General features: G+C 41.5%; 25 protein-coding genes. 16 read left to right on the forward strand and 9 right to left on the reverse strand.

Annotation, left to right across the window (positions count from 1 at the left end; all coding sequences use genetic code 11):
- The first annotated feature begins 12 nt into the window (after positions 1–12).
- Genes DWX96_RS06825 through DWX96_RS06835 form a run of 3 tightly spaced genes read left to right on the forward strand, consistent with a single transcriptional unit; the run spans position 13 to position 3,052 of the window.
- The gene (locus DWX96_RS06825; RefSeq protein ID WP_118057087.1) at positions 13–1,707 is read left to right on the forward strand and encodes a B12-binding domain-containing radical SAM protein; all 1,695 of its coding nucleotides are present in this window, start codon (positions 13–15) and stop codon (positions 1,705–1,707) included.
- Positions 1,704–2,336, forward strand: coding sequence for an endonuclease III (nth, locus tag DWX96_RS06830; RefSeq protein WP_118057088.1), 633 nt, complete (start codon positions 1,704–1,706; stop codon positions 2,334–2,336). Before DWX96_RS06825 ends, nth begins: the two co-directional genes overlap by 4 nt.
- On the forward strand, positions 2,333–3,052 hold the full coding sequence (locus tag DWX96_RS06835) for a 3'-5' exonuclease (protein WP_118057089.1): 720 nt from the start codon (positions 2,333–2,335) through the stop codon (positions 3,050–3,052). Before nth ends, DWX96_RS06835 begins: the two co-directional genes overlap by 4 nt.
- Here DWX96_RS06835 and DWX96_RS06840 read toward each other — a convergent pair.
- Positions 3,049–3,642, reverse strand: a complete 594-nt coding sequence (locus tag DWX96_RS06840; protein ID WP_117841646.1) for a hypothetical protein — start codon at positions 3,640–3,642, stop codon at positions 3,049–3,051. The two genes, DWX96_RS06835 and DWX96_RS06840, sit on opposite strands and share 4 nt — an antisense overlap.
- Positions 3,643–3,994: 352 nt before the next feature.
- Between DWX96_RS06840 and DWX96_RS06845 the strand changes: the two genes are divergently transcribed.
- The 12 genes from DWX96_RS06845 (at position 3,995) to DWX96_RS06900 (ending at position 14,811) form a co-directional block, all read left to right on the forward strand.
- On the forward strand, positions 3,995–5,629 hold the full coding sequence (locus DWX96_RS06845; protein ID WP_118057090.1) for a VanW family protein: 1,635 nt from the start codon (positions 3,995–3,997) through the stop codon (positions 5,627–5,629).
- Between the two features lie 117 nt (positions 5,630–5,746).
- Positions 5,747–6,733 (forward strand): AIR synthase family protein, encoded by a 987-nt coding sequence (locus DWX96_RS06850; RefSeq protein WP_117696609.1) that lies wholly within the window; start codon positions 5,747–5,749, stop codon positions 6,731–6,733.
- Between the two features lie 31 nt (positions 6,734–6,764).
- The gene (locus tag DWX96_RS06855) at positions 6,765–7,247 is read left to right on the forward strand and encodes an Lrp/AsnC family transcriptional regulator (RefSeq protein WP_117696612.1); all 483 of its coding nucleotides are present in this window, start codon (positions 6,765–6,767) and stop codon (positions 7,245–7,247) included.
- Entirely contained in the window at positions 7,244–8,425 is a 1,182-nt protein-coding gene (locus DWX96_RS06860) for an aminotransferase class I/II-fold pyridoxal phosphate-dependent enzyme (protein ID WP_117841649.1), read from the forward strand. Before DWX96_RS06855 ends, DWX96_RS06860 begins: the two co-directional genes overlap by 4 nt.
- Complete coding sequence (locus DWX96_RS06865) at positions 8,412–8,909, forward strand: tRNA (cytidine(34)-2'-O)-methyltransferase (protein ID WP_022242739.1); 498 nt, start codon at positions 8,412–8,414, stop codon at positions 8,907–8,909. Before DWX96_RS06860 ends, DWX96_RS06865 begins: the two co-directional genes overlap by 14 nt.
- Positions 8,910–8,920: 11 nt before the next feature.
- A complete protein-coding gene (locus tag DWX96_RS06870) occupies positions 8,921–9,778 on the forward strand; it encodes an energy-coupling factor transporter ATPase (protein WP_022242740.1) in 858 nt (285 codons plus the stop codon).
- Entirely contained in the window at positions 9,766–10,635 is an 870-nt protein-coding gene (locus DWX96_RS06875) for an energy-coupling factor transporter ATPase (protein ID WP_118057091.1), read from the forward strand. The genes DWX96_RS06870 and DWX96_RS06875 overlap by 13 nt, the downstream gene beginning before the upstream one ends.
- Entirely contained in the window at positions 10,629–11,483 is an 855-nt protein-coding gene (locus DWX96_RS06880; protein WP_118057092.1) for an energy-coupling factor transporter transmembrane component T family protein, read from the forward strand. The genes DWX96_RS06875 and DWX96_RS06880 overlap by 7 nt, the downstream gene beginning before the upstream one ends.
- Positions 11,484–11,554: 71 nt before the next feature.
- Positions 11,555–12,292, forward strand: coding sequence for a tRNA pseudouridine(38-40) synthase TruA (truA, locus tag DWX96_RS06885; RefSeq protein WP_118057123.1), 738 nt, complete (start codon positions 11,555–11,557; stop codon positions 12,290–12,292).
- Between the two features lie 234 nt (positions 12,293–12,526).
- Entirely contained in the window at positions 12,527–12,955 is a 429-nt protein-coding gene (gene rplM, locus DWX96_RS06890; protein WP_022242744.1) for a 50S ribosomal protein L13, read from the forward strand.
- Positions 12,956–12,971: 16 nt separating this feature from the next.
- Positions 12,972–13,364 carry a 30S ribosomal protein S9 gene (gene rpsI / locus DWX96_RS06895; RefSeq protein ID WP_022242745.1) on the forward strand — a complete coding sequence of 131 codons (393 nt, stop codon included), beginning with the start codon at positions 12,972–12,974 and terminating at the stop codon, positions 13,362–13,364.
- A gap of 649 nt (positions 13,365–14,013) precedes the next feature.
- Positions 14,014–14,811 carry a hypothetical protein gene (locus DWX96_RS06900; RefSeq protein ID WP_022243602.1) on the forward strand — a complete coding sequence of 266 codons (798 nt, stop codon included), beginning with the start codon at positions 14,014–14,016 and terminating at the stop codon, positions 14,809–14,811.
- A gap of 194 nt (positions 14,812–15,005) precedes the next feature.
- Here the strand turns inward: DWX96_RS06900 and DWX96_RS06905 are convergent, their stop codons facing one another.
- From DWX96_RS06905 to DWX96_RS06920, 4 genes are all read right to left on the reverse strand, one after another.
- Positions 15,006–16,385, reverse strand: coding sequence for an aldehyde dehydrogenase (locus DWX96_RS06905; protein WP_118057093.1), 1,380 nt, complete (start codon positions 16,383–16,385; stop codon positions 15,006–15,008).
- Positions 16,385–17,596 carry an iron-containing alcohol dehydrogenase gene (locus DWX96_RS06910; RefSeq protein WP_118057094.1) on the reverse strand — a complete coding sequence of 404 codons (1,212 nt, stop codon included), beginning with the start codon at positions 17,594–17,596 and terminating at the stop codon, positions 16,385–16,387. Before DWX96_RS06910 ends, DWX96_RS06905 begins: the two co-directional genes overlap by 1 nt.
- The gene (locus tag DWX96_RS06915) at positions 17,589–18,065 is read right to left on the reverse strand and encodes a MarR family winged helix-turn-helix transcriptional regulator (RefSeq protein WP_158561540.1); all 477 of its coding nucleotides are present in this window, start codon (positions 18,063–18,065) and stop codon (positions 17,589–17,591) included. The genes DWX96_RS06910 and DWX96_RS06915 overlap by 8 nt, the downstream gene beginning before the upstream one ends.
- A 197-nt stretch (positions 18,066–18,262) precedes the next feature.
- Positions 18,263–18,829, reverse strand: coding sequence for a glycerol-3-phosphate responsive antiterminator (locus DWX96_RS06920; RefSeq protein ID WP_117841656.1), 567 nt, complete (start codon positions 18,827–18,829; stop codon positions 18,263–18,265).
- Between the two features lie 126 nt (positions 18,830–18,955).
- Between DWX96_RS06920 and DWX96_RS06925 the strand changes: the two genes are divergently transcribed.
- Entirely contained in the window at positions 18,956–20,719 is a 1,764-nt protein-coding gene (locus DWX96_RS06925) for a glycoside hydrolase family 13 protein (protein WP_118057096.1), read from the forward strand.
- Positions 20,720–20,794: 75 nt separating this feature from the next.
- Here the strand turns inward: DWX96_RS06925 and DWX96_RS06930 are convergent, their stop codons facing one another.
- The 4 genes from DWX96_RS06930 to DWX96_RS06945 all read right to left on the reverse strand — a co-directional run bounded on the left by DWX96_RS06930 (position 20,795) and on the right by DWX96_RS06945 (position 23,149).
- Positions 20,795–21,346: a DUF6548 family protein gene (locus tag DWX96_RS06930; protein ID WP_118057097.1), complete on the reverse strand. Its 552-nt coding sequence runs from the start codon at positions 21,344–21,346 to the stop codon at positions 20,795–20,797.
- Between the two features lie 15 nt (positions 21,347–21,361).
- Positions 21,362–21,943, reverse strand: a complete 582-nt coding sequence (locus DWX96_RS06935; protein ID WP_118057098.1) for a sugar O-acetyltransferase — start codon at positions 21,941–21,943, stop codon at positions 21,362–21,364.
- 57 nt (positions 21,944–22,000) lie between these two features.
- Positions 22,001–22,567, reverse strand: coding sequence for a glycerol-3-phosphate responsive antiterminator (locus DWX96_RS06940; protein ID WP_117696642.1), 567 nt, complete (start codon positions 22,565–22,567; stop codon positions 22,001–22,003).
- Positions 22,568–22,780: 213 nt separating this feature from the next.
- The gene (locus DWX96_RS06945; RefSeq protein WP_118057099.1) at positions 22,781–23,149 is read right to left on the reverse strand and encodes a DUF1667 domain-containing protein; all 369 of its coding nucleotides are present in this window, start codon (positions 23,147–23,149) and stop codon (positions 22,781–22,783) included.
- Position 23,150 lies beyond the last annotated feature (1 nt).

Genomic DNA, 23,150 nt, shown 5'->3' on the forward strand with positions numbered 1-23,150 from the left:
GAGGAAGAAATCATGAAGAAAATATTACTCACGGCAGTAAATGCAAAGTATATTCATTCGAATCTTGCGGTTTACAGCCTGCGGGCATATGCCAGAGAATTAAAAGAAAATATAGTACTGGCAGAATACACCATTAATAACCGGACAGAATATATTTTAAGGGAGATTTATCTGAAAAAGCCGGATGTAATCTGCTTTTCCTGCTATATCTGGAATATTTCCATTATTTTAGAAGTGGCAGAGGAATTTCATAAACTTTGTCCCAAGGTTCCGATCTGGGTGGGAGGTCCGGAGGTTTCCTATGAAGTGGAGGCGTTCTTAAAAGAGCATCCGTTTATTACCGGTGTCATAATCGGCGAAGGGGAGAAAACTTTCTCGGAGCTTTGCAGGTATTATGTGAAGGGAGAAGGCAGTTTGGAGGAGATGAAGGGCATAGCCCTTTTTGATGGAGCTGGAAATGTGCAGATTCATGAGTCGCAGGAAATTCTTGATATGAATACGATTCCCTTCTGCTATGATTTGTCGGAGGATTTTTCCCACCGGATTATCTATTATGAATCCAGCAGGGGCTGTCCGTTCCGTTGCAGCTATTGCCTGTCCTCGGTAGAGAAGATACTTCGGTTCCGGGATGTGGAAATCGTAAAAAGAGAGTTACAGTTTTTCTTAGACCAGAAGGTAAAACAGGTTAAATTTGTTGACCGTACCTTTAATTGTGACAAAAAGCATGCCATGGCAATCTGGCAGTATATTTTAGAACATGATAATGGAATCACGAATTTTCATTTTGAAATTGCAGCGGATTTGCTGACAGATGAGGAAGCAGACTTAATTGCAAAGATGCGTCCGGGTCTGATACAGTTGGAAATCGGGGTTCAGTCCACCCATGATGAAACAATCCGGGAAATCCACCGTCATATGGATTTAAAAGATGTGCACCGGATGATGAAAAAAGTCCAGAAGGCAGGAAACATTCATCAGCATCTGGATTTAATCGCAGGGCTGCCTTTTGAAGATTATGAAACATTTACCCATTCCTTTGATGATATTTATGAATGGAAACCGGAGCAGCTGCAGCTTGGTTTCTTAAAGGTTTTAAAAGGCTCTTATATGTATGAACATGCAAAAGAGTATAAGGCAGTATACCAGGCAAAACCACCTTATGAGGTGCTTCGGACGAAGTGGCTTTCCTACGAAGATATCTGTAACATAAAGCTGGCAGAAGAAATGCTTGAGGTATATTATAACAGCACACAGTTTCCGGTGAGCATCCGGCTGCTAGAGACGATACACGAAAGTGCGTATCATATGTTTGAAAATCTGGGACATTTCTATGAGGAACATGGCTACCTTGCCATGAGCCATACCAGAATGCGGCGAAGCGAGATTCTCTTAGAATATGTAGAAAGCCTTGGGGTGGCTGACATGGAAGTGTTCTATCAGGCGGCAACTTATGATATTTACAGCAGGGAAAATGCCAAGAGCCGTCCGAAATGGGCAAAGGATTATGCGCAGTGGAAAGATGTGACAAGAGCATATTGCCCGAAGGGAAGCCTTGCGCATATCGAATGCTTTGACTATAGCTTCGAAGAAGATACATTTGGCAGAAAATGCGGACCATACTATCTGAAATTTGATTATGAAAACAGAAATCCGCTGACAAATCAGGCGGAAGTTACGATAATTCAGTGGGAGGGAGAGACAAAGTGACAAAAAGAACGGCAGAAATATTAAAAAGATTAGATGAAACCTATGGTACTGAATACATCTGTTATCTGAATCATGAGACACCATGGCAGCTTTTAATTGCAGTAATCTTAAGTGCACAGTGTACGGATGCCAGGGTAAATGTTGTGACAGAAACATTGTTTAAAAAATATGACACCTTGGAAAAATTTGCAAATGCAGATCTGACGGAATTAGAAGAGGACATCCGTTCCACCGGATTTTATCACAATAAGGCGAAGAATATCATATCCTGTGCGAGGACGCTGGTTCAGGAATATCATGGAGAAGTTCCGTCTACATTGGAAGAACTTACTTCCCTTGCAGGAGTTGGACGAAAGACTGCAAATGTCATCCGGGGAAATATTTACCATGACCCAAGTATCGTAGTAGATACCCATGTAAAACGTATTTCCAAACGCCTTGGATTTACAAAAGAGGATGATCCGGTAAAAGTAGAATATGATCTGATGAAAGTATTACCGAAGGATCACTGGATTTTATATAACATCCAGATTATAACATTCGGAAGAAATATCTGTTTTGCAAGAGGACCAAAGTGCAGCGAATGTTTCTTGCAGGATTTGTGTAAAGCAGAGGATAAGCGGAAATGATACTACAGGATTATACAGTAATTGACCTTGAAATGACGGGACTTCATCCGAAAAATGATGCCATCCTTGAGGTGGGAGCAGCAAAAATAAGAAATGGCGAAGTGACGGATACCATGGACATTTTTGTGAATCCCGGCAGGAAAATTACGCAGGAGATAACAGAACTTACCGGAATTACCGATGAGATGGTAAAGGAAGGCTTAAGTCCGGCAGCAGCATTTCATAAGACAGCAGAATTTATCGGAGATGATATTCTGGTGGGACACAATATCATATTTGACTACAGCTTCTTAAAGCAGCAGGCAGTCAATGAGAAAGTGCCGTTTGAAAAAAAAGCAGTAGATACGTTGAAAGCAGCACGCAAATGTATGCTGCGTCCGGAAAAAAAGTCTTTGGAATGTCTCTGCGATTACCTTGATATTGAGCGGGAGCGGGAGCACCGGGCAATCTATGATGCACTGGCAACCCATGAACTTTATCAGTATTTACAAAAGACATATGGAGAAACAAATCCGGAAGTATTTGAACCGAAAGATTTGATTTATAAAACAAAACGCCAGACTCCTGCAACGAAAATTCAAAAAATTCACTTGAAGGAACTGGCGGATTATCATAAAATAGAACTTGACATTGTCTGGGAACAACTGACCAGAAGCGAAGCATCGCGTCTTATGGATAAGTTGATTTCACAGTATGGAAGATGCACGAAAGATTAGGAAAGTTTTTCTTTGATACGTTTTCTGGAGCCTTCCGGCAGTGTGGCAAGCTTCTGATATACTTCGGTCAGTGAACTGCAGTCGTTTGTTTCTTTTAAAAGAGGAACTAACAACGTATAATTATCTGTAATATCGCTTCCGCAGCGGATGCCAAAGAGCAGAATATCGATGGCGGCTTTTGCTTCAGACTGGTCGCAGAGCAGTTTGCCAAGTTTTGCAATGGTACAGATTAAAGTATTATAATTTTCATCAAACTCGGTCAGAGCTGCAAGGCTGGCAGCACCGTAAGCTAATTTTAAATCGGTATTGGTTTTGCCATTCAGATTAACGATTTTTTTAGCAGACAGCTGACGAAGTGTTTCATAAAGGGTGAGGACATCTTCAGATGCCTGTGCCGGGGGAGTCAGCAGTTCTTCCGGAATAGTAATATAAGGAAGGTTGTCAAGACTGCGGCGGCGGGTGGCGTTGGCTTTATTTTCACGGGCCCAGAACTGCTCGGTAATTTCCTGTTCCTGTTTGGTAATCTGACGCTTTCTGGAGTTTAGAAAAACAACAAAAATGATAAAGCATATGAGTATGATAGGAAACATAGTTTGCTCCTTTCGAAAGTATAGTAGTATAAAAATAAATATGAGGTGAATGAAATGATTAATTTTAAAAATTCAAAAGGGAAAAAATATTTCGCAGGATTTATCGCAATTATTCTCGTTGCAGCAATGGTATTATCTCTTTGCATCACTATTTTTTCATAGAATTTTTTATGCATTCATCATGTCATAATATACAGAAATCGCGTATTTCTGTCAAATATATTAGTAGTTATGACGCTTGAAAATGCAAAGTTATATGATAAAATGAGTGTTAGCAAAACTTTCACAGTGTAATCTGGTGAATAAAAAGCTTTAAAATGTCTTGAGGGTTTAAGAGATTGAGAGGAAGAATATGAAAAAAATAAAATTAGTGCTTCCGATTCTGGGACTGGTACTCGCAGTAACAGCGGGTGTATCAGCAACCGCAATTGTGAAAGCGGATGAAAATGCAGAAGTGATTCCACAGAACGTATATATCGGGGATGTGTCTGTAGGCGGAATGAGTGAATCAGATGCAGAGGCAGCTGTAGAAGCAGCAGTATCTGCTTATGAGGATGCGACCTTTGAACTGTCCGCTGCAGAAAACAGTGTAAAGGCAAGCCCTTCTGATCTGGGATTGAGCTGGAGCAATAAGGATATCGTAAAAGAAGCAATGAATTATACCCGTACGGGAAATCTTCTGGAGCGTTACAAAGCGAAGAAAGATCTGGAAAAGGAAAATAAAGTATTTGATATTATATATACCGTAGATACAGACACCACAAAAAGTTTTCTGGAAAATCATGCCAAAGAGCTGAATCAGGAAGCGGTCAACAATGGCCTTACACGTGAGGATGGTGAATTTAAAATCATCGATGGCCAGGAAGGTATCGAAGTAGATGAGGATGCTTCTGTAGAAAGTTTACAGAAATATTTTACCGAAGAATGGAAGGGCGGAGATGCAACCATCAGTCTGGTAGCAAATGTGGTAGAGCCGGAAGGAACTGCAGAAGAACTTTCCAAGGTAAAGGATTTACTGGGCTCTTTCTCTACCGACTTCAGTGATTCTTCTGCCGGTCGTGTGGCAAATGTAAAAAATGCGGTAAGTAAAATCGATGGAACCGTACTTTACCCGGGAGAAGAATTTTCTGTGTATGAAGCTATTGCACCACTGGACGCTTCCGGTGGATATGAACTGGCAGGTGCATATGAGAATGGTACAACCGTAGAATCTTATGGTGGTGGGGTATGTCAGGTTTCCACAACGCTTTATAATGCGGTTATCCGTGCAGAACTGGATATTACCGAGCGTTATGCACATTCCATGCTGGTAACATATGTACAGCCATCTATGGATGCAGCGATTGCCAGCAATTTAAAGGATTTGAAATTTAAGAATAATCAGGAGGCTCCGATTTATATTGAAGGATACTGCAGCGGCGGTATTGTATATTTCAACGTATTTGGTCAGGAGACAAGACCGGCTGACCGTCAGGTAAGCTTTGTCAGTGAAACGGTCAGTGAAGAAGAGCCGACTATTCAGGTGCAGACTACCGAAGACCCGATTGGAACTGTAACCGTTCAGAAAGCACACATCGGTAAATCGGCAAAACTCTGGAAGATTGTTACCGTAGATGGCGTAGAAGAAAGCAGAGAGGTATTTAATACCAGTAAATATAAAGCAACACCTAGAATTATTTCTGTTGGTATGGGCTCTGATAATGAAGAGGCAATTGGAGCAATGAATGCAGCGATTGCAACGCAGGATGAAGCAATTATCCGTTCTGCAGCAGCAACCTGGTGCTCAGATGCGGTAGCAGCAAGGGCGGCAGAAGCTGCAGCACGGCAGCAGCAACAGGCGGTTTCCGGTGGAGTAGAGCCACCGGCTGATGCACCTGCCGCACCAACAACACCGACGACACCAACAACACCAACGACACCAACAACACCAACAACACCAACGACACCGGATACAGGAACCGGAGATGGAACTGCAGCCGCCCAGTAAAACGGTGAAAGATGATGCAGGCATGCGATTTTTATCGCCACCCGCGTAAATAAGAAGCAAGAAAGGCTGCCTCGGCTATGAGACAGCCTTATGCTGTAAAAATGGGAAGAAGAATCTATGAAGATAGGAAAAGTGCCGGAAAGCGTATTAAAACGCTCCGTAATCAGACAATTGCATACGAAGAGAAAGGAAGTTGTGTTAGGTGCAGGCGTGGGAGAAGACTGTGCTGCTCTTACCCTTGCCCCGGATGAGATGTTTGTAATGTCTACGGATCCGATTACAGGAACAATCCATGAAATCGGAAAGCTGGCAATTCTCATTACTACTAATGACCTGGCAAGTGCCGGAGCAGAACCAATTGGAGTTATGTTAACCATATTGCTGCCGGAGCACACGGAAGAAAGCCTTTTGAAACAACTGATGCAGGAGCTGGAAGAGGCTGCCGCGGCGGTGTCCGTTCAGATTATGGGCGGACATACCGAGATTACCAGGGTGGTAAATCAGCCACTGGTTACTGTATGCGGTGTAGGGAAGGTAAAGAAGAACGGACTCATTTCTACCGGAGGAGCAAAACCGGGCATGGACATCATTGCCACTAAGTGGATTGGCTTAGAGGGAACAGCTATTATTGCCCATGAAAAGGAAGAAGAACTCTGTACTCATTTTTCCAGGCATTTTGTAGAACAGGCACAGGCACTTGACCGGTATTTATCTGTAATGCCGGAGGCCGCCACCGCCGTGAAGTCTGGCGTGGGAGCAATGCATGATGTAACAGAGGGCGGAATATTTGGAGCACTCTGGGAGATGGCAGAAGCATCCGGCGTCGGACTGGAAATCGACTTAAAGAAGATTCCGCTTCGGCAGGAGACAGTAGAAGTCTGTGAGTTTTTCCATATCAATCCCTATGAACTGATATCCAGCGGCTGTATGCTGATGGCAGCAGCTGATGGAAATGAGCTGATCAGAAGATTAAAGGAAAATGGTATTGAAGCAACGGTAATCGGAAAAGCAACTGCGGGAAATGACCGCGTGCTTATGAATGAGGACGAACGCAGATTTTTAGAACCACCGAAGACGGATGAATTATATAAAGTAATTCAGTAGTAAATCAGAAATCAATTGGAGGAATTGAAGCATGAGAGAGAAGATTTTAACCTTTATAGAGAAGAATAGCAGAATCGATTTAAAAGAGCTGGCTGTTGTATTAGGCGTAGAAGAAGCAGCCGTTATGAATGAATTAGAAGCAATGGAGAAAGAAAATATCATCTGTGGCTATCATACCTTGATTAACTGGGATAAAGCCGGCGTAGAAAAAGTATCCGCATTAATTGAAGTACGGGTTACTCCGCAGCGTGGTATGGGATTTGATAAAGTAGCAGAGCGTATTTATAATTATCCGGAAGTAAATTCTGTATATCTGATTTCAGGAAGCTTTGACCTTTTGGTGACCATCGAGGGAAAGAGCCTGCGTGAAGTATCCCAGTTCGTATCTGAGAAGCTTTCTGCACTGGATTCTGTATTAAGCACACAGACCAACTTTATCTTAAAGAAATACAAAGACCACGGAACCATTATGGCAGCAAAATCAAAAGATGAAAGGATACAGATGATACCATGAGAAATCCATTATCAAAAACAATCGTAACGATACAGCCATCTGGAATCCGGAAATTTTTTGATATTGTAAATGAGATGGAAGATGCTATTTCCTTAGGAGTAGGCGAGCCGGATTTTGATACTCCATGGCATATCCGGGATGAGGGAATTTATTCCTTAGAGAAGGGACGTACCTTTTATACTTCCAATGCCGGATTAAAAGAATTAAAAATAGAAATTGCAAAATACTTATTCCGTAATTATGACTTGCAGTATGATTATCAGCATGAAATTGTAGTAACCGTAGGCGGAAGTGAGGCGATTGATATTGCCATGCGTGCCATGCTTGATCCGGGCGATGAAGTATTAATCCCGATGCCAAGTTATGTATCATATCTGCCATGTGCCGTGCTTGCCAATGGTGTGCCGGTGCCGATTAATCTTAAGGCAGAAAACGATTTCCGTCTGACTGCAGAAGAATTAGAAGAGGCAATTACACCAAAGACCAAGCTTCTTGTCATGCCTTTCCCGAATAATCCTACCGGAGCAATCATGGAGAAGAAAGATTTAGAAGCAGTGGCAGAGGTAGTAAAGAAGCATGATCTCTTTGTCATCAGTGACGAGATTTATTCTGCACTGACTTATACCGAGAAGCATATTTCTATCGCATCCCTTCCGGGCATGAAGGAGCGTACCATTGTTATCAATGGATTTTCCAAATCCCATGCGATGACCGGATGGCGTCTGGGTTATGCCTGCGGACCGAGAATCATCTTAGACCAGATGTTAAAGATTCATCAGTATGCAATTATGTGTGCACCGACTACCTCACAGTATGCAGCAGTGGATGCACTCCGGGCAGGGGATGAAGATGTCCAGAGAATGCGGGAAGAATATAATGGCAGAAGAAGATATCTGATGCACCGTTTTGAAGAAATGGGCTTGGAGTGTTTTGAACCATATGGAGCCTTTTACTGTTTTCCATGTATCAAAGAATTTGGCATGACTTCTGAAGAATTTGCCACCAATCTCTTAAAGACAGAGAAGGTAGCGGTTGTTCCGGGAACTGCATTTGGTGACTGCGGAGAAGGATTTATCCGTATTTCCTATGCTTATTCCCTGGATAATCTGAAAGAGGCATTAGACCGTATGGAGCGTTACATAACAGGATTGCGAGGCGGGAACAATGGCGAAGCTTAATATTGTACTTTATGAGCCGGAGATTCCCTATAATACCGGAAATATCGGAAGAACCTGTGTAGCAACCGGAACCAGACTGCATCTGATTGAGCCGCTGGGCTTCCATCTGACGGAGAAAGCAATCAAGCGGGCAGGAATGGATTACTGGGACCAGCTGGATGTGACAAGATATGTCAATTATGAGGATTTCTTAGAGAAGAATCCGGGTGCAAAGATTTATATGGCAACCACCAAGGGACGCCATGTTTATACGGAAGTAAATTATGAGCCGGACTGTTATATTATGTTTGGAAAGGAAAGTGCGGGTATTCCGGAAGAAATTCTGATACAGCATCCGGATGAGTGTATCCGGATTCCTATGATCGGAGATACCCGTTCCTTAAATTTATCCAATTCAGCAGCAATCGTATTATATGAAGCACTGCGCCAGAACAATTTTGACCATATGCGGCTGGCGGGTGAACTGCACAGATTACATTGGTAGAAAGGTAAATTATGGGCATCATCAAAGCAAAAGATTTGGTACATGAATATATAAGACGTGATGAAGAAGGCAATGTGGAGTCTATCCAGACTGCCCTTGATAAAGTAAGCCTTGATGTAAAAAAGGGTGACTTTATCGCAGTATTAGGACACAACGGTTCTGGAAAATCTACCCTTGCCAAGCATATCAATGCAATTTTAGAGCCCACAGAGGGAAGCCTCTGGGTAGATGGATTTGATACCACAGATGAGAAGAACATCTGGGATATCAGACAGCGTGCCGGAATGGTATTCCAGAATCCGGACAATCAGATTATTGCAAGCGTGGTTGAAGAGGATGTCGGATTTGGACCGGAAAATATAGGTGTGCCGACAGATGAAATCTGGCAGCGCGTGGAAGAAAGCTTAAAAGCGGTCGGCATGTTAAAATACAGAGAGCATTCCCCAAATAAATTATCTGGCGGACAGAAGCAGCGTGTGGCTATTGCCGGGGTAATGGCGATGCAGCCGGAATGTATTGTTTTAGACGAGCCGACAGCCATGCTGGATCCGGTAGGAAGAAAAGAAGTATTAGAAGCTGTTCATGCACTGAACCGGGAAAAGGGTGTGACCATCATTCTGATTACACATTATATGGAAGAAGTGGTAGAGGCAGACCATGTCTATGTTATGGATGCCGGAAAAGTGGTTATGCAGGGAACGCCGCGCAGCATCTTTTCCCAGGTGGAACGATTGAAGGAATATCGTCTGGATGTGCCGCAGATTACATTATTAGCATATGAACTTAAGAAGGCGGGACTGGATATACCGGATGGAATCCTGACCAGAGAAGAACTGACGGAGGCGTTGGAAAAGCTATGTCAATCCTAATAAATGAATTAAATTATGTTTACAGCTCAGGCACTGCCTATGAGATACATGCCTTAAAGGATGTTAATCTGAAAATAGAAGATGGAGAATTTATCGGTATCATCGGACATACCGGTTCCGGTAAATCCACCCTGATTCAGCATTTGAACGGACTGGTAAGAGCAACCAGCGGTGGCATTTACTATAATGGTCAGGATATTTACGAAGAGGACTTTGATATGAAAGCCCTGCGTAGTAAAGTGGGACTTGTCTTTCAGTATCCGGAGCATCAGCTTTTTGAAACTACCATTTTTGATGATGTATCCTTTGGACCAAAGAACCAGGGACTGACCAAGGAAGAGGCAGGACTTCGGGCATTTGAAGCATTACGGAGCGTAGGACTTCCGGAAGAATTATATTATCAGTCACCCTTTGATTTGTCCGGTGGACAAAAAAGACGTGTTGCAATCGCAGGGGTGCTTGCCATGCGGCCGGAGGTGCTGATTTTAGATGAACCGACAGCGGGACTTGACCCGAAGGGCCGTGATGAAATCTTAGATTTGCTTGCAGCAATGCATAAAGAACGTGGAATTACCATCATTCTTGTTTCACACAGCATGGAAGATGTGGCTAAATATGTGGAAAGAATTATTGTAATGAATCAGGGACAGGTGATGTTTGATGATGTTCCAAAGAAAGTATTCCGCCACTATAAAGAACTGGAAGCAATCGGACTTGCGGCACCACAGGTAACTTATCTGATGCATGAATTGAAGGAAGAAGGTTTCCCGGTAAGCACAGATGCAACTACAGTAGACGAGGCACGGGATGAAATCCTGCGTGTGACAGCAAAGAGACAGGATGGAACAGTATGTTAAGAGATATTACATTAGGACAATATTATCCGGCAGATTCCGTTATTCATAAGCTGGATCCGAGGGTAAAATTATTTGGAACACTGATTTATATTATTTCCCTGTTTGTATTTAAGGGACTTCCGGCATTTATACTGGCAGCAATCTTTCTGGTAGTATTAATCAAGCTGTCAAAGGTGCCATTTTCCTATATGGTTAAAGGATTGAAAACAATTGTACTGATTATGTTATTTGCAGCGGTATTTAATTTGTTTTTGACACCGGGAACAAAGCTGGTTTCCTTCTGGATTTTTACCATTACTTATGAGGGATTGAAAAATGCTGTTGTCATGATGGTTCGTCTGATTTTCTTAATTATCGGAACCTCGCTGATGACACTTACCACAACACCAAACGAGTTGACAGATGGTCTGGAAAAAGCGTTATCTCCATTAAAATATATAAAAGTACCGGTGCATGAAATTGCAATGATGATGTCAATTGCACTTCGATTTATCCCGATTCTGATTGAAGAAACGGATAAAATCATGAAAGCACAGATGGCAAGAGGAGCAGATTTTGAACATGGAAATCTGATTCAGAAAGCCAGAAACATGGTTCCGCTTCTGGTGCCATTATTTGTATCTGCATTCCGCCGTGCTAATGATCTGGCAATGGCAATGGAAGCCCGCTGTTATCGTGGCGGGGAAGGCAGAACCAAGATGAAACCGCTTCATTACCAGAAACGTGACCGCATGGCATATCTGACTTTACTGGTCTATCTTGCAGCAGTCATTGGACTTCGTATCCTCTGGACTAACGTATTGTCCGGTATGGCAGCCGGCATACTTCCGGGAGCATTCCCATTATGAGTATAGAGATAAATCCAGCTGTGAACATAGAGAAAACAGAAGAACAGAAAGCACCATCTGCCTCAAACCGATTGAAACGGGTGAAATTAATTGTAGCCTATGATGGCACAAATTATCACGGCTGGCAGGTGCAGCCCAACGGAGAGACGATAGAGGGCGTATTAAACCGCACTTTAAGCAGTCTCTTAGGGGAAAAGATTGTTGTGACCGGAGCATCCCGGACGGATGCAGGCGTACATTCTATGGGGAATGTTGCAGTATTTGATACAAAAAGCCGCATTCCGGCAGAAAAGATTTCTTATGCCCTGAACCAGCGGCTTCCGGAGGACATTGTAGTACAGAAATCAGAGGAAGTACCTGCTGATTTTCATCCGAGACACTGTGACAGCCGGAAAACCTATGAATACCGGATTTTAAACCGGGAGTTTCCGCTTCCGATGTATCGGAATAACACATATTTCTGTTACCGCAAGCTGGATTTAGAGAAGATGCAGCAGGCGGCAGAATATTTAAAGGGAGAACATGATTTTAAAAGCTTCTGTGCTACAGCGGCAGTGGTTGAAACAACGGTTCGTACTATTTATGAGCTGACGGTAAGCAGGCAGGAGGATATCATTACAATCCGTGTTACCGGAAATGGATTTCTTTATAATATGGTCCGGATTATTGCCGGAACCCTGCTTCAGGCAGGCATGGGAATGATAGAGCCGGAAGAGATAAAAACAATTCTTGCGGCAAAGGAAAGAAGTACTGCAGGACCAACGGCACCGGCGCAGGGATTAACGATGATTGGAATCGAATATTTATGATAATTAGATAAATGGTATATGGCGAATGTTGTGGTAAATATTTGTATAGAATTTACTTGACACACGAGGGGTCGTGTACTATAATATCTAAGTCTGACATAGTACAAGAATGTCAATCCAAAGCCCCGGAGCGACATTTCAACTATAGAAACAATAGTGTGGAACGCAAAGCGGACTGCGTCCGGACATTACGCAGAATGTATATGTTCCTTATAATTTCAAGGAGGTAAACCAATGAAAACTTTTATGGCTAGTCCAGCAACCATTGAGAGAAAATGGTATGTAGTAGACGCTGATGGAAAGACATTAGGACGTTTAGCATCAGAAGTTGCTAAAGTATTAAGAGGAAAGAATAAACCAACATTTACACCACATATCGATACAGGTGATTATGTAATCGTTGTAAATGCAGAGAAGATTAAAGTAACAGGTAAGAAATTAGACCAGAAGATTTATTACCATCATTCCGATTATGTAGGCGGTATGAAAGAGACTACATTAAAGGAAATGTTAGCAAAGCATCCAGAAAGAGTTATTGAGTTCGCTGTTAAGGGAATGCTTCCAAAGGGACCTTTAGGAAGAGAAATGTATACTAAATTATTTGTATACGCAGGACCAGACCACAAGCATGAAGCTCAGAAACCAGAAGCTTTAACATTTTAATAGGAGGTAAAAAACATTGGCTAATACAAAGTATTACGGAACAGGAAGAAGAAAATCCTCTGTTGCCAGAGTATATTTAGTACCAGGAACAGGTAAGATTACAGTAAATAAAAGAGATATCGATGAATATTTCGGATTAGAGACTTTAAAAGTTATCGTTCGTCAGCCATTAACAGTTACTGAGACAGCCGACAAGTTTGACGTATTAGTAAACGTAAAAGGTGGCGGATACACAGGACAGGCTGGAGCAATCCGTCATGGTATTGCAAGAGCATTACTTACCGTTGATGCAGATTACAGACCAGTTCTGAAATCTAACGGATTCTTAACAAGAGACCCACGTATGAAAGAAAGAAAGAAATACGGTCTCAAAGCTGCACGTCGTGCACCACAGTTCAGCAAACGTTAGTCGTTTCCGAATTATATTCAAAACATTCAAACAATATTCCCGGAAGCTTTGGGCTTCCGGGATTTTCATCTAAGTACCAGGTCAGGTACACATTTTCCAATATATAGAAATAGTCTTATAAATAGCATTATTTTAACAGAAATCAAGATTATATAATTTCAGATTACTGTTACAATTTAATGATAAGCATTATCATAATCAGAATATGATTACATTTACAAGCTGCTACTGGCGACTATTGCAGCACAAAATGAGAGATTCGAGAAAAGTGCTGTAGAAAAGAAGGCATAGTTACAGCACAGGATGAGAGATTTAGGGAAAGAGCTGTAGAGGAGAAGACATAGTTACAGCACAGGATGAGCGATTCAGGGAAAGAGCTGTAGACGGGAAGATATAGTTACAGCCGAAAATGAGAGATTCGAGAAAAAAGCTGTAGAAAAGGGTGAAAAGTTACAGCACAGGATGAGAGATTCGTGAAAAAAGCTGTAGAAAAGATGGCACAGTTACAGCACAAAATGAACATTTCGGGAAAAAGGATGTAGAAAGGGGCGAAAAGTTGCAGCTGAAAATGAGAGGGGAGAAAAAACAACTGTAATAGAATGGAAAAGTAGAGTTATTTATTGCAATTAATAAGAAGTGGAGGAAATGCATGAAGGGGTTAAGAAAATTATTGATAGAGGAATACTTGAGATTGGAGAAGATTGCTGGAAAGCTGAGAAAAGAATTGGCAGATATGCCAGAGGGAACGCTCAGGGTATCAAAATCTCATAATTATACTCAGTTTTATCATGTGAAAAAAGAGAATGATATGAAATGCCAAAAATTTCTTCAAAAATCCGAGATGGATTTAGTGAGAAAATTAGCTCAAAAATCATATGATGAAAAAGTATTGAGAATAGCAGAAAAACGGCTGCAACAAATGAAATCGCTGGTTGGGACATATCATGATAATGAAATTGAAGAAGTATATAAGAAGGAGCATCCTGCCCGAAAAGCATTCGTGATTCCGGTGGAACCAACAGAGGAGCAATTGGAAATGGAATGGTATAGGAGAGAATACAAGGGAAAAGAATTTCAGGAGGGAGTGCCGGTTATTATTACGGAAAAAGGGGAACGTGTGAGATCAAAAACAGAAAAAATGCTGGCAGACTTCTTTTATAGAAAAGAAATCTTATATAGATATGAAAAACCATTATATTTAAAAGGATATGGGATTGTTTATCCGGATTTTACATTCTTTTCCAGAAAAAAGCGAAAAGAAATTTATTGGGAACATGAGGGCATGATGGATAACCCTGAATATGCAAGAGCAGCAATAAGAAAGATTGAATCTTATGAAAAGAACGGAATATATCCGGGTGAAAATTTGATACTTACATTTGAAACTCAACAGAATGTGCTGGATTTTAAAATTATAGAAGAGATGATAGACAGATATTTACAATAGATATATAAACAAGCAGGGCGCTTTTAAAGCTCCCTGCCAGCCAATAGCCCGGGCATTAGACCAATAGCCCGAGCATTCAGCCAATAGCCCGGGAATTCAGTCAATAGTCCAGCACTTAGCCGAAGCCCGATCATTCAGACAAATAGACCGGGCATTAGACAATTTCTCTGGAAAATACCCGGAATATCTTCCGGTTATTTCAGAAAGAACCGGATAAGCCTGTCATGAAGAGAAGTATATGGCTGGTATCTCATAGGCAGATCAATCCAGGTTTTTTTATCAACGATGCTTTTATAATGGGAAAAGGTATCAAATCCGGTTTTGCCATGATAAGAGCCCATGCCACTTTCGCCGAAGCCGCCAAAGCCCATTTCTGTTGTGGCAAGATGGATAATGGTATCGTTGATACAGCCACCACCGAAACCAGTATGGGAAATGACTTCATCTGCAGTCTTTTTGCTTGAAGTAAAGATATAGAGAGCAAGAGGATGAGCCATGGAATTAATTTTGTCGGTAGCTTCGCTCATGCGTGAAAAAGTTAATACAGGCATAACCGGACCGAAGATTTCTTCTGACATGACGGCATCTTCAAAAGTGACATGATCCATGACGGTTGGCTCAATCTGCAGCGTTTCTTCGTTGGAATTACCGCCATAAATTACTTTTGAAGAATCAATCAACCTATTGATGCGATGAAAATGCTTTTCGTTGATGATTTTGCCATAATCGGAATTATCAAGAGGAGATTCCCCATATTGCCGGATGATTTCTTTTTTTATTTCTAAGAGCAAAGCATCTTTGATCTGCTCATCGCAATATACATAATCCGGTGCCACACAGGTCTGGCCGCAGTTGAGATATTTCCCAAATACGATTCGTCTGGCGGCTAATTTCAGGTTGGCATCTGCTGCAACGATGCAGGGACTTTTTCCACCAAGCTCAAGTGTTACCGGAGTAAGGTGGGAAGCTGCATGCTCTAAGACAGTTTTGCCGACCGCCTGACTTCCGGTAAAGAATATATAGTCAAAGTGCGACTGCAAAAGAGCCGTATTTTCTGCTCGGCCACCGGTTACAACTGCTACATATTTCTCTTCAAAACATTCTTTTATCAGAGATGTGATGATGGCACTTGTGTTAGGCGAGTAGGCGCTTGGCTTTAAAATGACAGTATTTCCTGCGGCAATTGCATCGATTAATGGGTCAATGGTTAACAGGAAAGGATAATTCCAGGGGCTCATAATCAGTACAACACCATATGGAGACGGTTTTTTGTAGCTTCTGGAATGAAATTGTGCAAGGGGCGTATGAACGGTTTTTTCACTGGCAAATTTTCTGGTGTGCTTTATCATATAGGTAAGTTCGCTTAAAGCCAGTCCGGCTTCGCACATATAGCTTTCGTGGGCTGATTTTCCAAGGTCAGCCTTAAGCGCTGCTAAAATTTCATTTTCATGGTTTGAAATAGTATTTTTCAGCTTTTTTAAAGCGGCAATCCGGTAAGCAACTGATAATGTTTCACCGGTTTTAAAATAATTGCGCTGCGTAGAAACAAGTTCTGTTATTTCAGCTTCAGTCATTATTTTTCCTCCTCTGGCATAAGCATATAATAGTATTTTTCGAGCTCTTTTGCATTCATCAGAACTGGAACCGGATAAAGCGGGTTTGCTTCTTTATCGGCATATCTGGAAAGCTCCGGAATATCTTCTTTTTGAATCTCGGAAAAAGTATCACCAATCTGGAAATATTTTTTCATGTCTTTGATGGCAGAGATAAATTTATCAGCAGCTACTTCATAATCATCGGATTCGTCAGCAATACCTGCATAAACAGCAAGTTGGTAGAGCTTTTTGTAAATGGTAGAACCATAATCTTCTAATACCATCGGAAGTATTGTCGCATTGGCAAGTCCGTGTGGAATATTATATTTGCCGCCAAGGGAGTGGGCTACGGCATGGACATAGCCGACATAGGATTTGGTAAAAGCACATCCGGCAAAGAAAGAGGCTTTCAACATTTCTTTTCTTGCTTCTATATTCTGACCGTCGTCATATGCTTTGTAGATATTGTCAAAAATTAATTTAGTTGCTTTTTTAGCATATTTTCTGGTATGCCTTGTAGTAGAACCGCCAATATAAGCTTCTACGGCGTGGGTTAAGGCATCCATACCGGTGGTGGCGGTAAGAGATGGCGGAAGACTTATGGTTACTTTCGGGTCTAATACAGCATATGCAGGAATTAAAGGAAAATCGTTGATGGCATATTTATGTCTTGTTTGGGCATCTGTGATAACAGCAGCGAGAGTGGTTTCGCTTCCGGTTCCTGCAGTTGTCGGAATCGCAACCAATAAAGGCAGTTTTTTATGCACTTTTAAGATACCTTTCATTTTGGATAAAGACTGCTTAGGTTTTGCAATTCTTGCACCGACGGCCTTGGCACAGTCGATACTGGAGCCACCACCAAAACCAATGATAGCATCACAATGTTTTTCAAGATAAAGCACTCTTGCTTCTTCTACATTTGTTGTAGTTGGATTAGCGACCGTCTTATCATAGATAAAATAATGGATGTTATGGTGGTCAAAATGCATAAGCATCCGGTCTAAAAGACCAAATTTGCGGATACCGGCATCTGTAATGATTAATATAGTATCAATGCCTTTTTCTTCAAAAAGCCCGGTCAGTTTGGAAGTGCTGTAAAAAACTTCCGGATGTCTGTAAGGCAAAAAAGGGATTGCAATTTTAAAACATTTCTGAAAAATTCTGCAATATGCAGCTTTACATTTATTCATGATCATCATTCCTTTCTAATTCATTACAATATTGTTCTAAGTTTGCGGAAATTGTTTTTAATGCAGAATAAAAAACAGCCCGGGTTTCATCGGAAAGATCTGAGCCGCCAAAAGATACCGCATTGTTGATTGCGGCATTTACTTTTTGGGCATAAGCAATCCCTTTGGGTGTCAGGATGACCTTGGCGCGGTATTTCCGCTTGTCGGACGTATCTTCTGCGTTGACATATTCTACCAGCCCCTGTTCTAGGAGGTCGGCAAGTGCCCTGGAAATACCAGCCTTGTTTTCTTTGGCGAGAACACAGATTTCAGCGGCAGTAAGACCTTCCGGAGAATTGTTTAGAAAATTCATGCATGTAACATGAGTGCCCTTAAGACCAATTTTGTTCATCTCATATTTCTTTATTTTTACAATGTTTTTGTAAATCGATGCAATATTGGTGGTAAAGGTTTCGAATCGTTCAATCATAGCTGCCTCCATAAAGCTACGGAAAAGAGTATTATTTTCCGTTATTTACATAAGAAAAGATGTTGCATACTCAACATATAAAAGCATAACAGTTAAAAGTTGAATAGTCAACATCTTTGTACATATATAGAATAAAAAAGTATTGGAAGCGGACTAATTTAATATAGAAAGAATAAATCTCCGGCTTCAGTCGTAGTTTACAGAAACCACACATCCGGATTGGTGGAAGAGATGCAGACAGCTCCGGCATTCAGCATGGAGACAACGTCTTCTTTATCGGAAATGAGTCCGCCGGTAATAACAGGGACTTTGGAAATCCGGCATATGCGGGATACAACCTTAGGCATCAGTGCCGGCAGGATTTCGATGTAATCCGGTTTAACAGAGCGAAGCTGCTTTTCGATGCTGCTGTAAGCCATGGAATCGATGACAAAGAAACGCAGAATCGTGGAAAGTTCTAATTCCCTGGCTCGTTTAATAAGGGCTGGTTTGGTAGTGATAATACCGTCAGCCCGGGTAAATTTCTGAATGAAATCCACGGCAATCTCTTTCCCGGAAAGACCATTAATTAAATCAATGTGTACCATAGCGGTTTTTCCGGCAGATTTCACTTTGTCTACAATATCTGAAATATTGCAGATATCTCCAAACAGAATAAAAATAACCTGGCTGTCACAGGTCAGACATTTTTCTAATCCTGTCATATCTTTAATCGCCGCAATAATCGGTGAATTATCCATAGCGTCTCTACAGTTGGAAAGCATAATATAACCGCTTTTCTGAATCTTTGTAACTATTATACCTGTATTTGAAAAAAATGATAAAGAGAAATGAAAAGAAATATGTTATAATTTAAAGACAAATACATTGCAAAGAGAAAGAGGAAACAAATGGATTTTAATGCAGTTTATCATCAGGCGAGTGACAATTATTGTTATCCGTTGAATGAAGATGAGTTAATTATTAATATTAAGACGGGATATGATGTGCAATCGGTATCCATCATATCAGGAGACCCATTTGCTGCCGGTATCTTAGGTGGCGGAGAGCATTGGGATGGAACGGAAGAAGCAATCATTTATAAGAAGCGTCTGAAAAATCAGATTTGGTGGACAACAACCATCCGACCGGAGTATAAACGTCTGAAATATTATTTTAAGTTACAGACAGAAAATGAAAGCTGGTTCTATTTTGAGGATGGATTTGTCAGTGATGAGCAGATGCATCTGGAAGGCAGAAGCCGCCAGTGTTTTGTATTTCCGTGGATGAATCCGTGCGATGTGCCGCGTACACCTGCATGGGTAAACGATACTGTGTGGTATCAGATTTTCCCGGACCGTTTCTGTAACGGCGACCATTCCATTGACCCGGAGGATGTAGTGCCGTGGCGTGAGCATGGCAGAGTGAAAAATGAGGAATGCTTTGGCGGAGATCTGGCTGGAATCACAAGTAAGCTGGATTACCTGCAGAATCTTGGAATCAATGGATTATACCTGACACCAATCAATGAGTCACCATCCAACCATAAGTATGATACGACGGATTATACAAAGATAGACCCACGGTTCGGAGATGAAGAGACATTGATTCATCTGGTGGAAGAAGCACATAAACGTGGCATCCGTGTAATGTTAGATGGCGTGTTTAATCATTGCGGATATTATTTTGCACCGTGGCAGGATGTCCTTGAAAAAGGACCGGAATCAGAATATTATGACTGGTTTATGATCAATGAATGGCCATTTGACCGGAAAGGAAAAGCTGCAAAGAAAAAACAGATTTATACCTTTGCCTTTTATGATGGAATGCCGAAAATCAATACCAATAATCCGGAGGTCAGAAAATATTTTGTCGATATCTGTGCAAACTGGGTGGAGCATTATGGTATTGACGGAATCCGTCTGGATGTGGCAAATGAGGTATCTCATCGATTCTGTAAGGAGCTGCATGCCAGAGTAAAGGAAATTAACCCGGACATTTATATTTTAGGAGAAATCTGGCACAATGCACTTCCGTGGCTTCGCGGGGATGAATTTGATGCAGTTATGAACTATCCACTGGGACAAAGTATTAAGGATTTTTGGATAGATAAAAGCTTGACCAATGAGGATTTTGAGTATACGATTAATCGCTGCTATACAAGCTATATGCAGCAGACTAATGATGTGCTTTTCAATCTTTTGGATTCGCATGATACAAAGCGGCTTCGCTCGGATGTGAAAAATCTGGATGAGTATTTTGCACAGATTGCAGTATTATTTGCAATGCCGGGCAGTCCTTGCATTTATTACGGAACGGAAATTGCAATGGAGGGAAGCTATGATCCAGATTGCAGACGTTGTATGCCTTGGAAGGATATTGAGGCTGGAAAATATGCTGAGCGCAGCAAAATTATTGCAACATTGATTCATCTGCGCAGACAGGAACCTCTTTTAAAAAGCCGCAATTTCCATTTCCCAAATGATTATGCCAAGTACAAGCGTGTTATCCAGTTCCGGAAAGTGGATTTTCCGGATTGTTATGTGGAGGTAATCATCAACTGCTGTGAAGAAGATGTTGAAGTGGAACAGCAGGGAGAAATCCTGCTTGCCCGCCACTACATTGATTCCACACTTTTGTCAAATGGTGTGCTGATAAGAAGAATAAGAAAGTAGGTGTAGTAAAATGAATGAAGATGAAAAGGGATTTGAAATGATTGGACAGAAATTAATACAATCAGAAATAGGGAGTTAAATTATAGCTCCAAGGTAAATGAAAAATAGAACAATGAATGCAATAACAATCCCAATAACAATCCATGTCCAGTGAAAATGCATGTTTTGTGGTTCTCTATCAGCTTCATTGGCATAGAGTGGGTTATATGGCATCGTTCTATGTTGCATAGACTGATTTGGTGTGGAGACACTATTAGCAGGAGTATTAGTATTTCTGTTAGGAGAAAGCAACTGATGTTTTAGGGCAAGAGGGTCACTCTGGTTTAATAATCGCTGATAAAAGGACTGAATCCACAGAGTATCATCTGAGGTAGCGAGCGAACCAGGAGATGTATTGATATCATGGCTGAGCTGATTTCTGAGATAGAGCAGATATTTCAGCTTTTTTAAATCAGAATTCCAGTTGGGAATCATTCTTGCAACTGAAAAGGGAGTATGCTCCATATCTTCAATATAATATTTAATACCACTTTTATAGTTTTTCTCCCGCTCTTTCTGATACAGATCATCACAAAAGTTGGCTGACTTTTTGTACGCTTCATAAAATTCATTATCGGTTGGTGTCATTTTTTACTCCCCCTATTATTTCTTTGCAATGCGGTCGGCCTCTGTAATCGGACGGAGAACACGGCATGGATTGCCGGCGGCAACGACATTGGAAGGAATGTCCTTTGTGACGACGCTTCCGGCACCGATAATGGTATTTCCACCAATGGTGACACCTGGAAGAATGGTGACATCACCGCCCAACCAGACGTTATCGCCAATAGTAATCGGAAGCGCCTTTTCCAGCCCAAGATTGCGCTCTTCGGCAATGGTAGCATGAACGGCTGTATACATGCCGCAGTTTGGACCGATAAAACAGTGGCTGCCAAGAGTGATTGGAGCACAGTCCATCAGATAGGCATTGTGATTGATAAAGCAATCAGAGCCAATGTTACAGTTATAACCATAATCGGTATAAAATGGGGAGAGAATGGTAACACGTTCACCCATTTTTGGAAGCAGTTTTTTAAGAATATCTTCCCGCAGCTCCTTTTCCTTTGGTGCAGTATGGTTGAAAGTGAAATATAAATCTTCGGCTTTCTCACGTTTTTCTGATAATTCCTGATCATAATTGGCATCATACCAAAGTCCCAGCTTCATTTTTTCTGATTCTGTCATAGGAAACCTCCTGATTCGTTACAAATAGAAATTGTATAAAATAAATTGAAAATCATATTACAAAAACCACACATCCGGATTCGTAGATGAGATGCAGACTGCTCCGGCATTCAGCATGGAAACTACATCTTCTTTATCGGAAATGAGTCCGCCGGTAATAACCGGAACTTTTGAAAGCCGGCATATGCGGGATACAACCTTAGGCATCAGTGCCGGCAGGATTTCAATGTAATCCGGTTTTACAGAACGAAGCTGCTTTTCAATGCTGTCATAAGCCATGGAATCAATGACGAAGAATCGCAGAATCGTGGAAAGCTCTAATTCTCTGGCTCGTTTGATAAGAACTGGTTTTGTGGTGATAATTCCGTCGGCGTGGGTGTATTTGCGGATGAAATCCACAGCAATCTCTTTTCCGGACAGACCATTGATTAAATCGATATGTACCATAGCCGTTTTCCCTGCAGCTTTGACCTTATCTACAATATCTGCAATATTGCAGATGTCTCCAAACAGGATAAAAATAACCTGGCTGTCGCAGGTGAGACATTTTTCTAATCCTGCCATATCCTTGATGGCTGCAATAATCGGAGAATTATCCATAGCATCTTTACAATTTGAAAGCATAGTAAAACCGCCTTTCTACGCATCGTATTTTCGTATTTATAAATATTATACCGTCATTTCCGGAAATGATAAAGGAAAACTATAAAATCATAAAGAAAAACAAACAGATACGCCAGCATCTGACCCCTCAATCAGATACTGGCGCACCAAAACAGTTATTCCCCTGGAATAAATATTTATCAGAATGATGTGAATCATTTGATAACAATGAGATTATAATTTTGCAGGAACATTTTTTGTGGCAACAATATCCACGCCGGTGCCTGCAACGTCCTGAACCAGAATATCTCCGATAGAGACCGGTGCAGGAACAGTGATGCCACAGAGAGCATTGATAATTGCAAAAATCTTTTCTTTTGGGATATCCTCTTTGGTTTTGCAGGACACCATCGGAATCGTGCCACCGGATACCCGGACGGTAGAAGTTACAATTCTGGTTGGATGGGTAACTTCCTTACGGGCATAAGCATCGCCGCGTTTGCAGGTGTTGCCGGTAACATCAAGAATTTCTGTATTTTCCATGGTTACGGTAATGGAGCAGCCTAAAGGGCAGCCGATACAGGTTAATTCACGTTTTTCCATC

Origin of the sequence: Roseburia sp. AF22-2LB, from assembly GCF_003461125.1 — a bacterium.
GTDB classification, from domain to species: Bacteria; Bacillota; Clostridia; order Lachnospirales; family Lachnospiraceae; genus Roseburia_C; species Roseburia_C amylophila.

What these genes read in the sequence shown, in the direction of transcription:
- DWX96_RS06870 (WP_022242740.1), top strand. Translation starts at nt 8,921, where the DNA reads ATGGGCATCATCAAAGCAAAAGATTTGGTACATGAATATATAAGACGT.
- DWX96_RS06945 (WP_118057099.1), bottom strand. Translation starts at nt 23,149, where the DNA reads ATGGAAAAACGTGAATTAACCTGTATCGGCTGCCCTTTAGGCTGCTCC.
- DWX96_RS06825 (WP_118057087.1), top strand. Translation starts at nt 13, where the DNA reads ATGAAGAAAATATTACTCACGGCAGTAAATGCAAAGTATATTCATTCG.
- DWX96_RS06920 (WP_117841656.1), bottom strand. Translation starts at nt 18,829, where the DNA reads ATGCTTTCCAACTGTAGAGACGCTATGGATAATTCACCGATTATTGCG.
- DWX96_RS06900 (WP_022243602.1), top strand. Translation starts at nt 14,014, where the DNA reads ATGAAGGGGTTAAGAAAATTATTGATAGAGGAATACTTGAGATTGGAG.
- DWX96_RS06835 (WP_118057089.1), top strand. Translation starts at nt 2,333, where the DNA reads ATGATACTACAGGATTATACAGTAATTGACCTTGAAATGACGGGACTT.
- DWX96_RS06875 (WP_118057091.1), top strand. Translation starts at nt 9,766, where the DNA reads ATGTCAATCCTAATAAATGAATTAAATTATGTTTACAGCTCAGGCACT.
- rplM (WP_022242744.1), top strand. Translation starts at nt 12,527, where the DNA reads ATGAAAACTTTTATGGCTAGTCCAGCAACCATTGAGAGAAAATGGTAT.
- DWX96_RS06860 (WP_117841649.1), top strand. Translation starts at nt 7,244, where the DNA reads ATGAGAAATCCATTATCAAAAACAATCGTAACGATACAGCCATCTGGA.
- DWX96_RS06910 (WP_118057094.1), bottom strand. Translation starts at nt 17,596, where the DNA reads ATGAATAAATGTAAAGCTGCATATTGCAGAATTTTTCAGAAATGTTTT.
- DWX96_RS06915 (WP_158561540.1), bottom strand. Translation starts at nt 18,065, where the DNA reads ATGATTGAACGATTCGAAACCTTTACCACCAATATTGCATCGATTTAC.
- DWX96_RS06905 (WP_118057093.1), bottom strand. Translation starts at nt 16,385, where the DNA reads ATGACTGAAGCTGAAATAACAGAACTTGTTTCTACGCAGCGCAATTAT.
- DWX96_RS06925 (WP_118057096.1), top strand. Translation starts at nt 18,956, where the DNA reads ATGGATTTTAATGCAGTTTATCATCAGGCGAGTGACAATTATTGTTAT.
- DWX96_RS06855 (WP_117696612.1), top strand. Translation starts at nt 6,765, where the DNA reads ATGAGAGAGAAGATTTTAACCTTTATAGAGAAGAATAGCAGAATCGAT.
- DWX96_RS06940 (WP_117696642.1), bottom strand. Translation starts at nt 22,567, where the DNA reads ATGCTTTCAAATTGTAAAGATGCTATGGATAATTCTCCGATTATTGCA.
- DWX96_RS06840 (WP_117841646.1), bottom strand. Translation starts at nt 3,642, where the DNA reads ATGTTTCCTATCATACTCATATGCTTTATCATTTTTGTTGTTTTTCTA.
- DWX96_RS06880 (WP_118057092.1), top strand. Translation starts at nt 10,629, where the DNA reads ATGTTAAGAGATATTACATTAGGACAATATTATCCGGCAGATTCCGTT.
- DWX96_RS06865 (WP_022242739.1), top strand. Translation starts at nt 8,412, where the DNA reads ATGGCGAAGCTTAATATTGTACTTTATGAGCCGGAGATTCCCTATAAT.
- DWX96_RS06850 (WP_117696609.1), top strand. Translation starts at nt 5,747, where the DNA reads ATGAAGATAGGAAAAGTGCCGGAAAGCGTATTAAAACGCTCCGTAATC.
- DWX96_RS06845 (WP_118057090.1), top strand. Translation starts at nt 3,995, where the DNA reads ATGAAAAAAATAAAATTAGTGCTTCCGATTCTGGGACTGGTACTCGCA.
- DWX96_RS06930 (WP_118057097.1), bottom strand. Translation starts at nt 21,346, where the DNA reads ATGACACCAACCGATAATGAATTTTATGAAGCGTACAAAAAGTCAGCC.
- DWX96_RS06935 (WP_118057098.1), bottom strand. Translation starts at nt 21,943, where the DNA reads ATGACAGAATCAGAAAAAATGAAGCTGGGACTTTGGTATGATGCCAAT.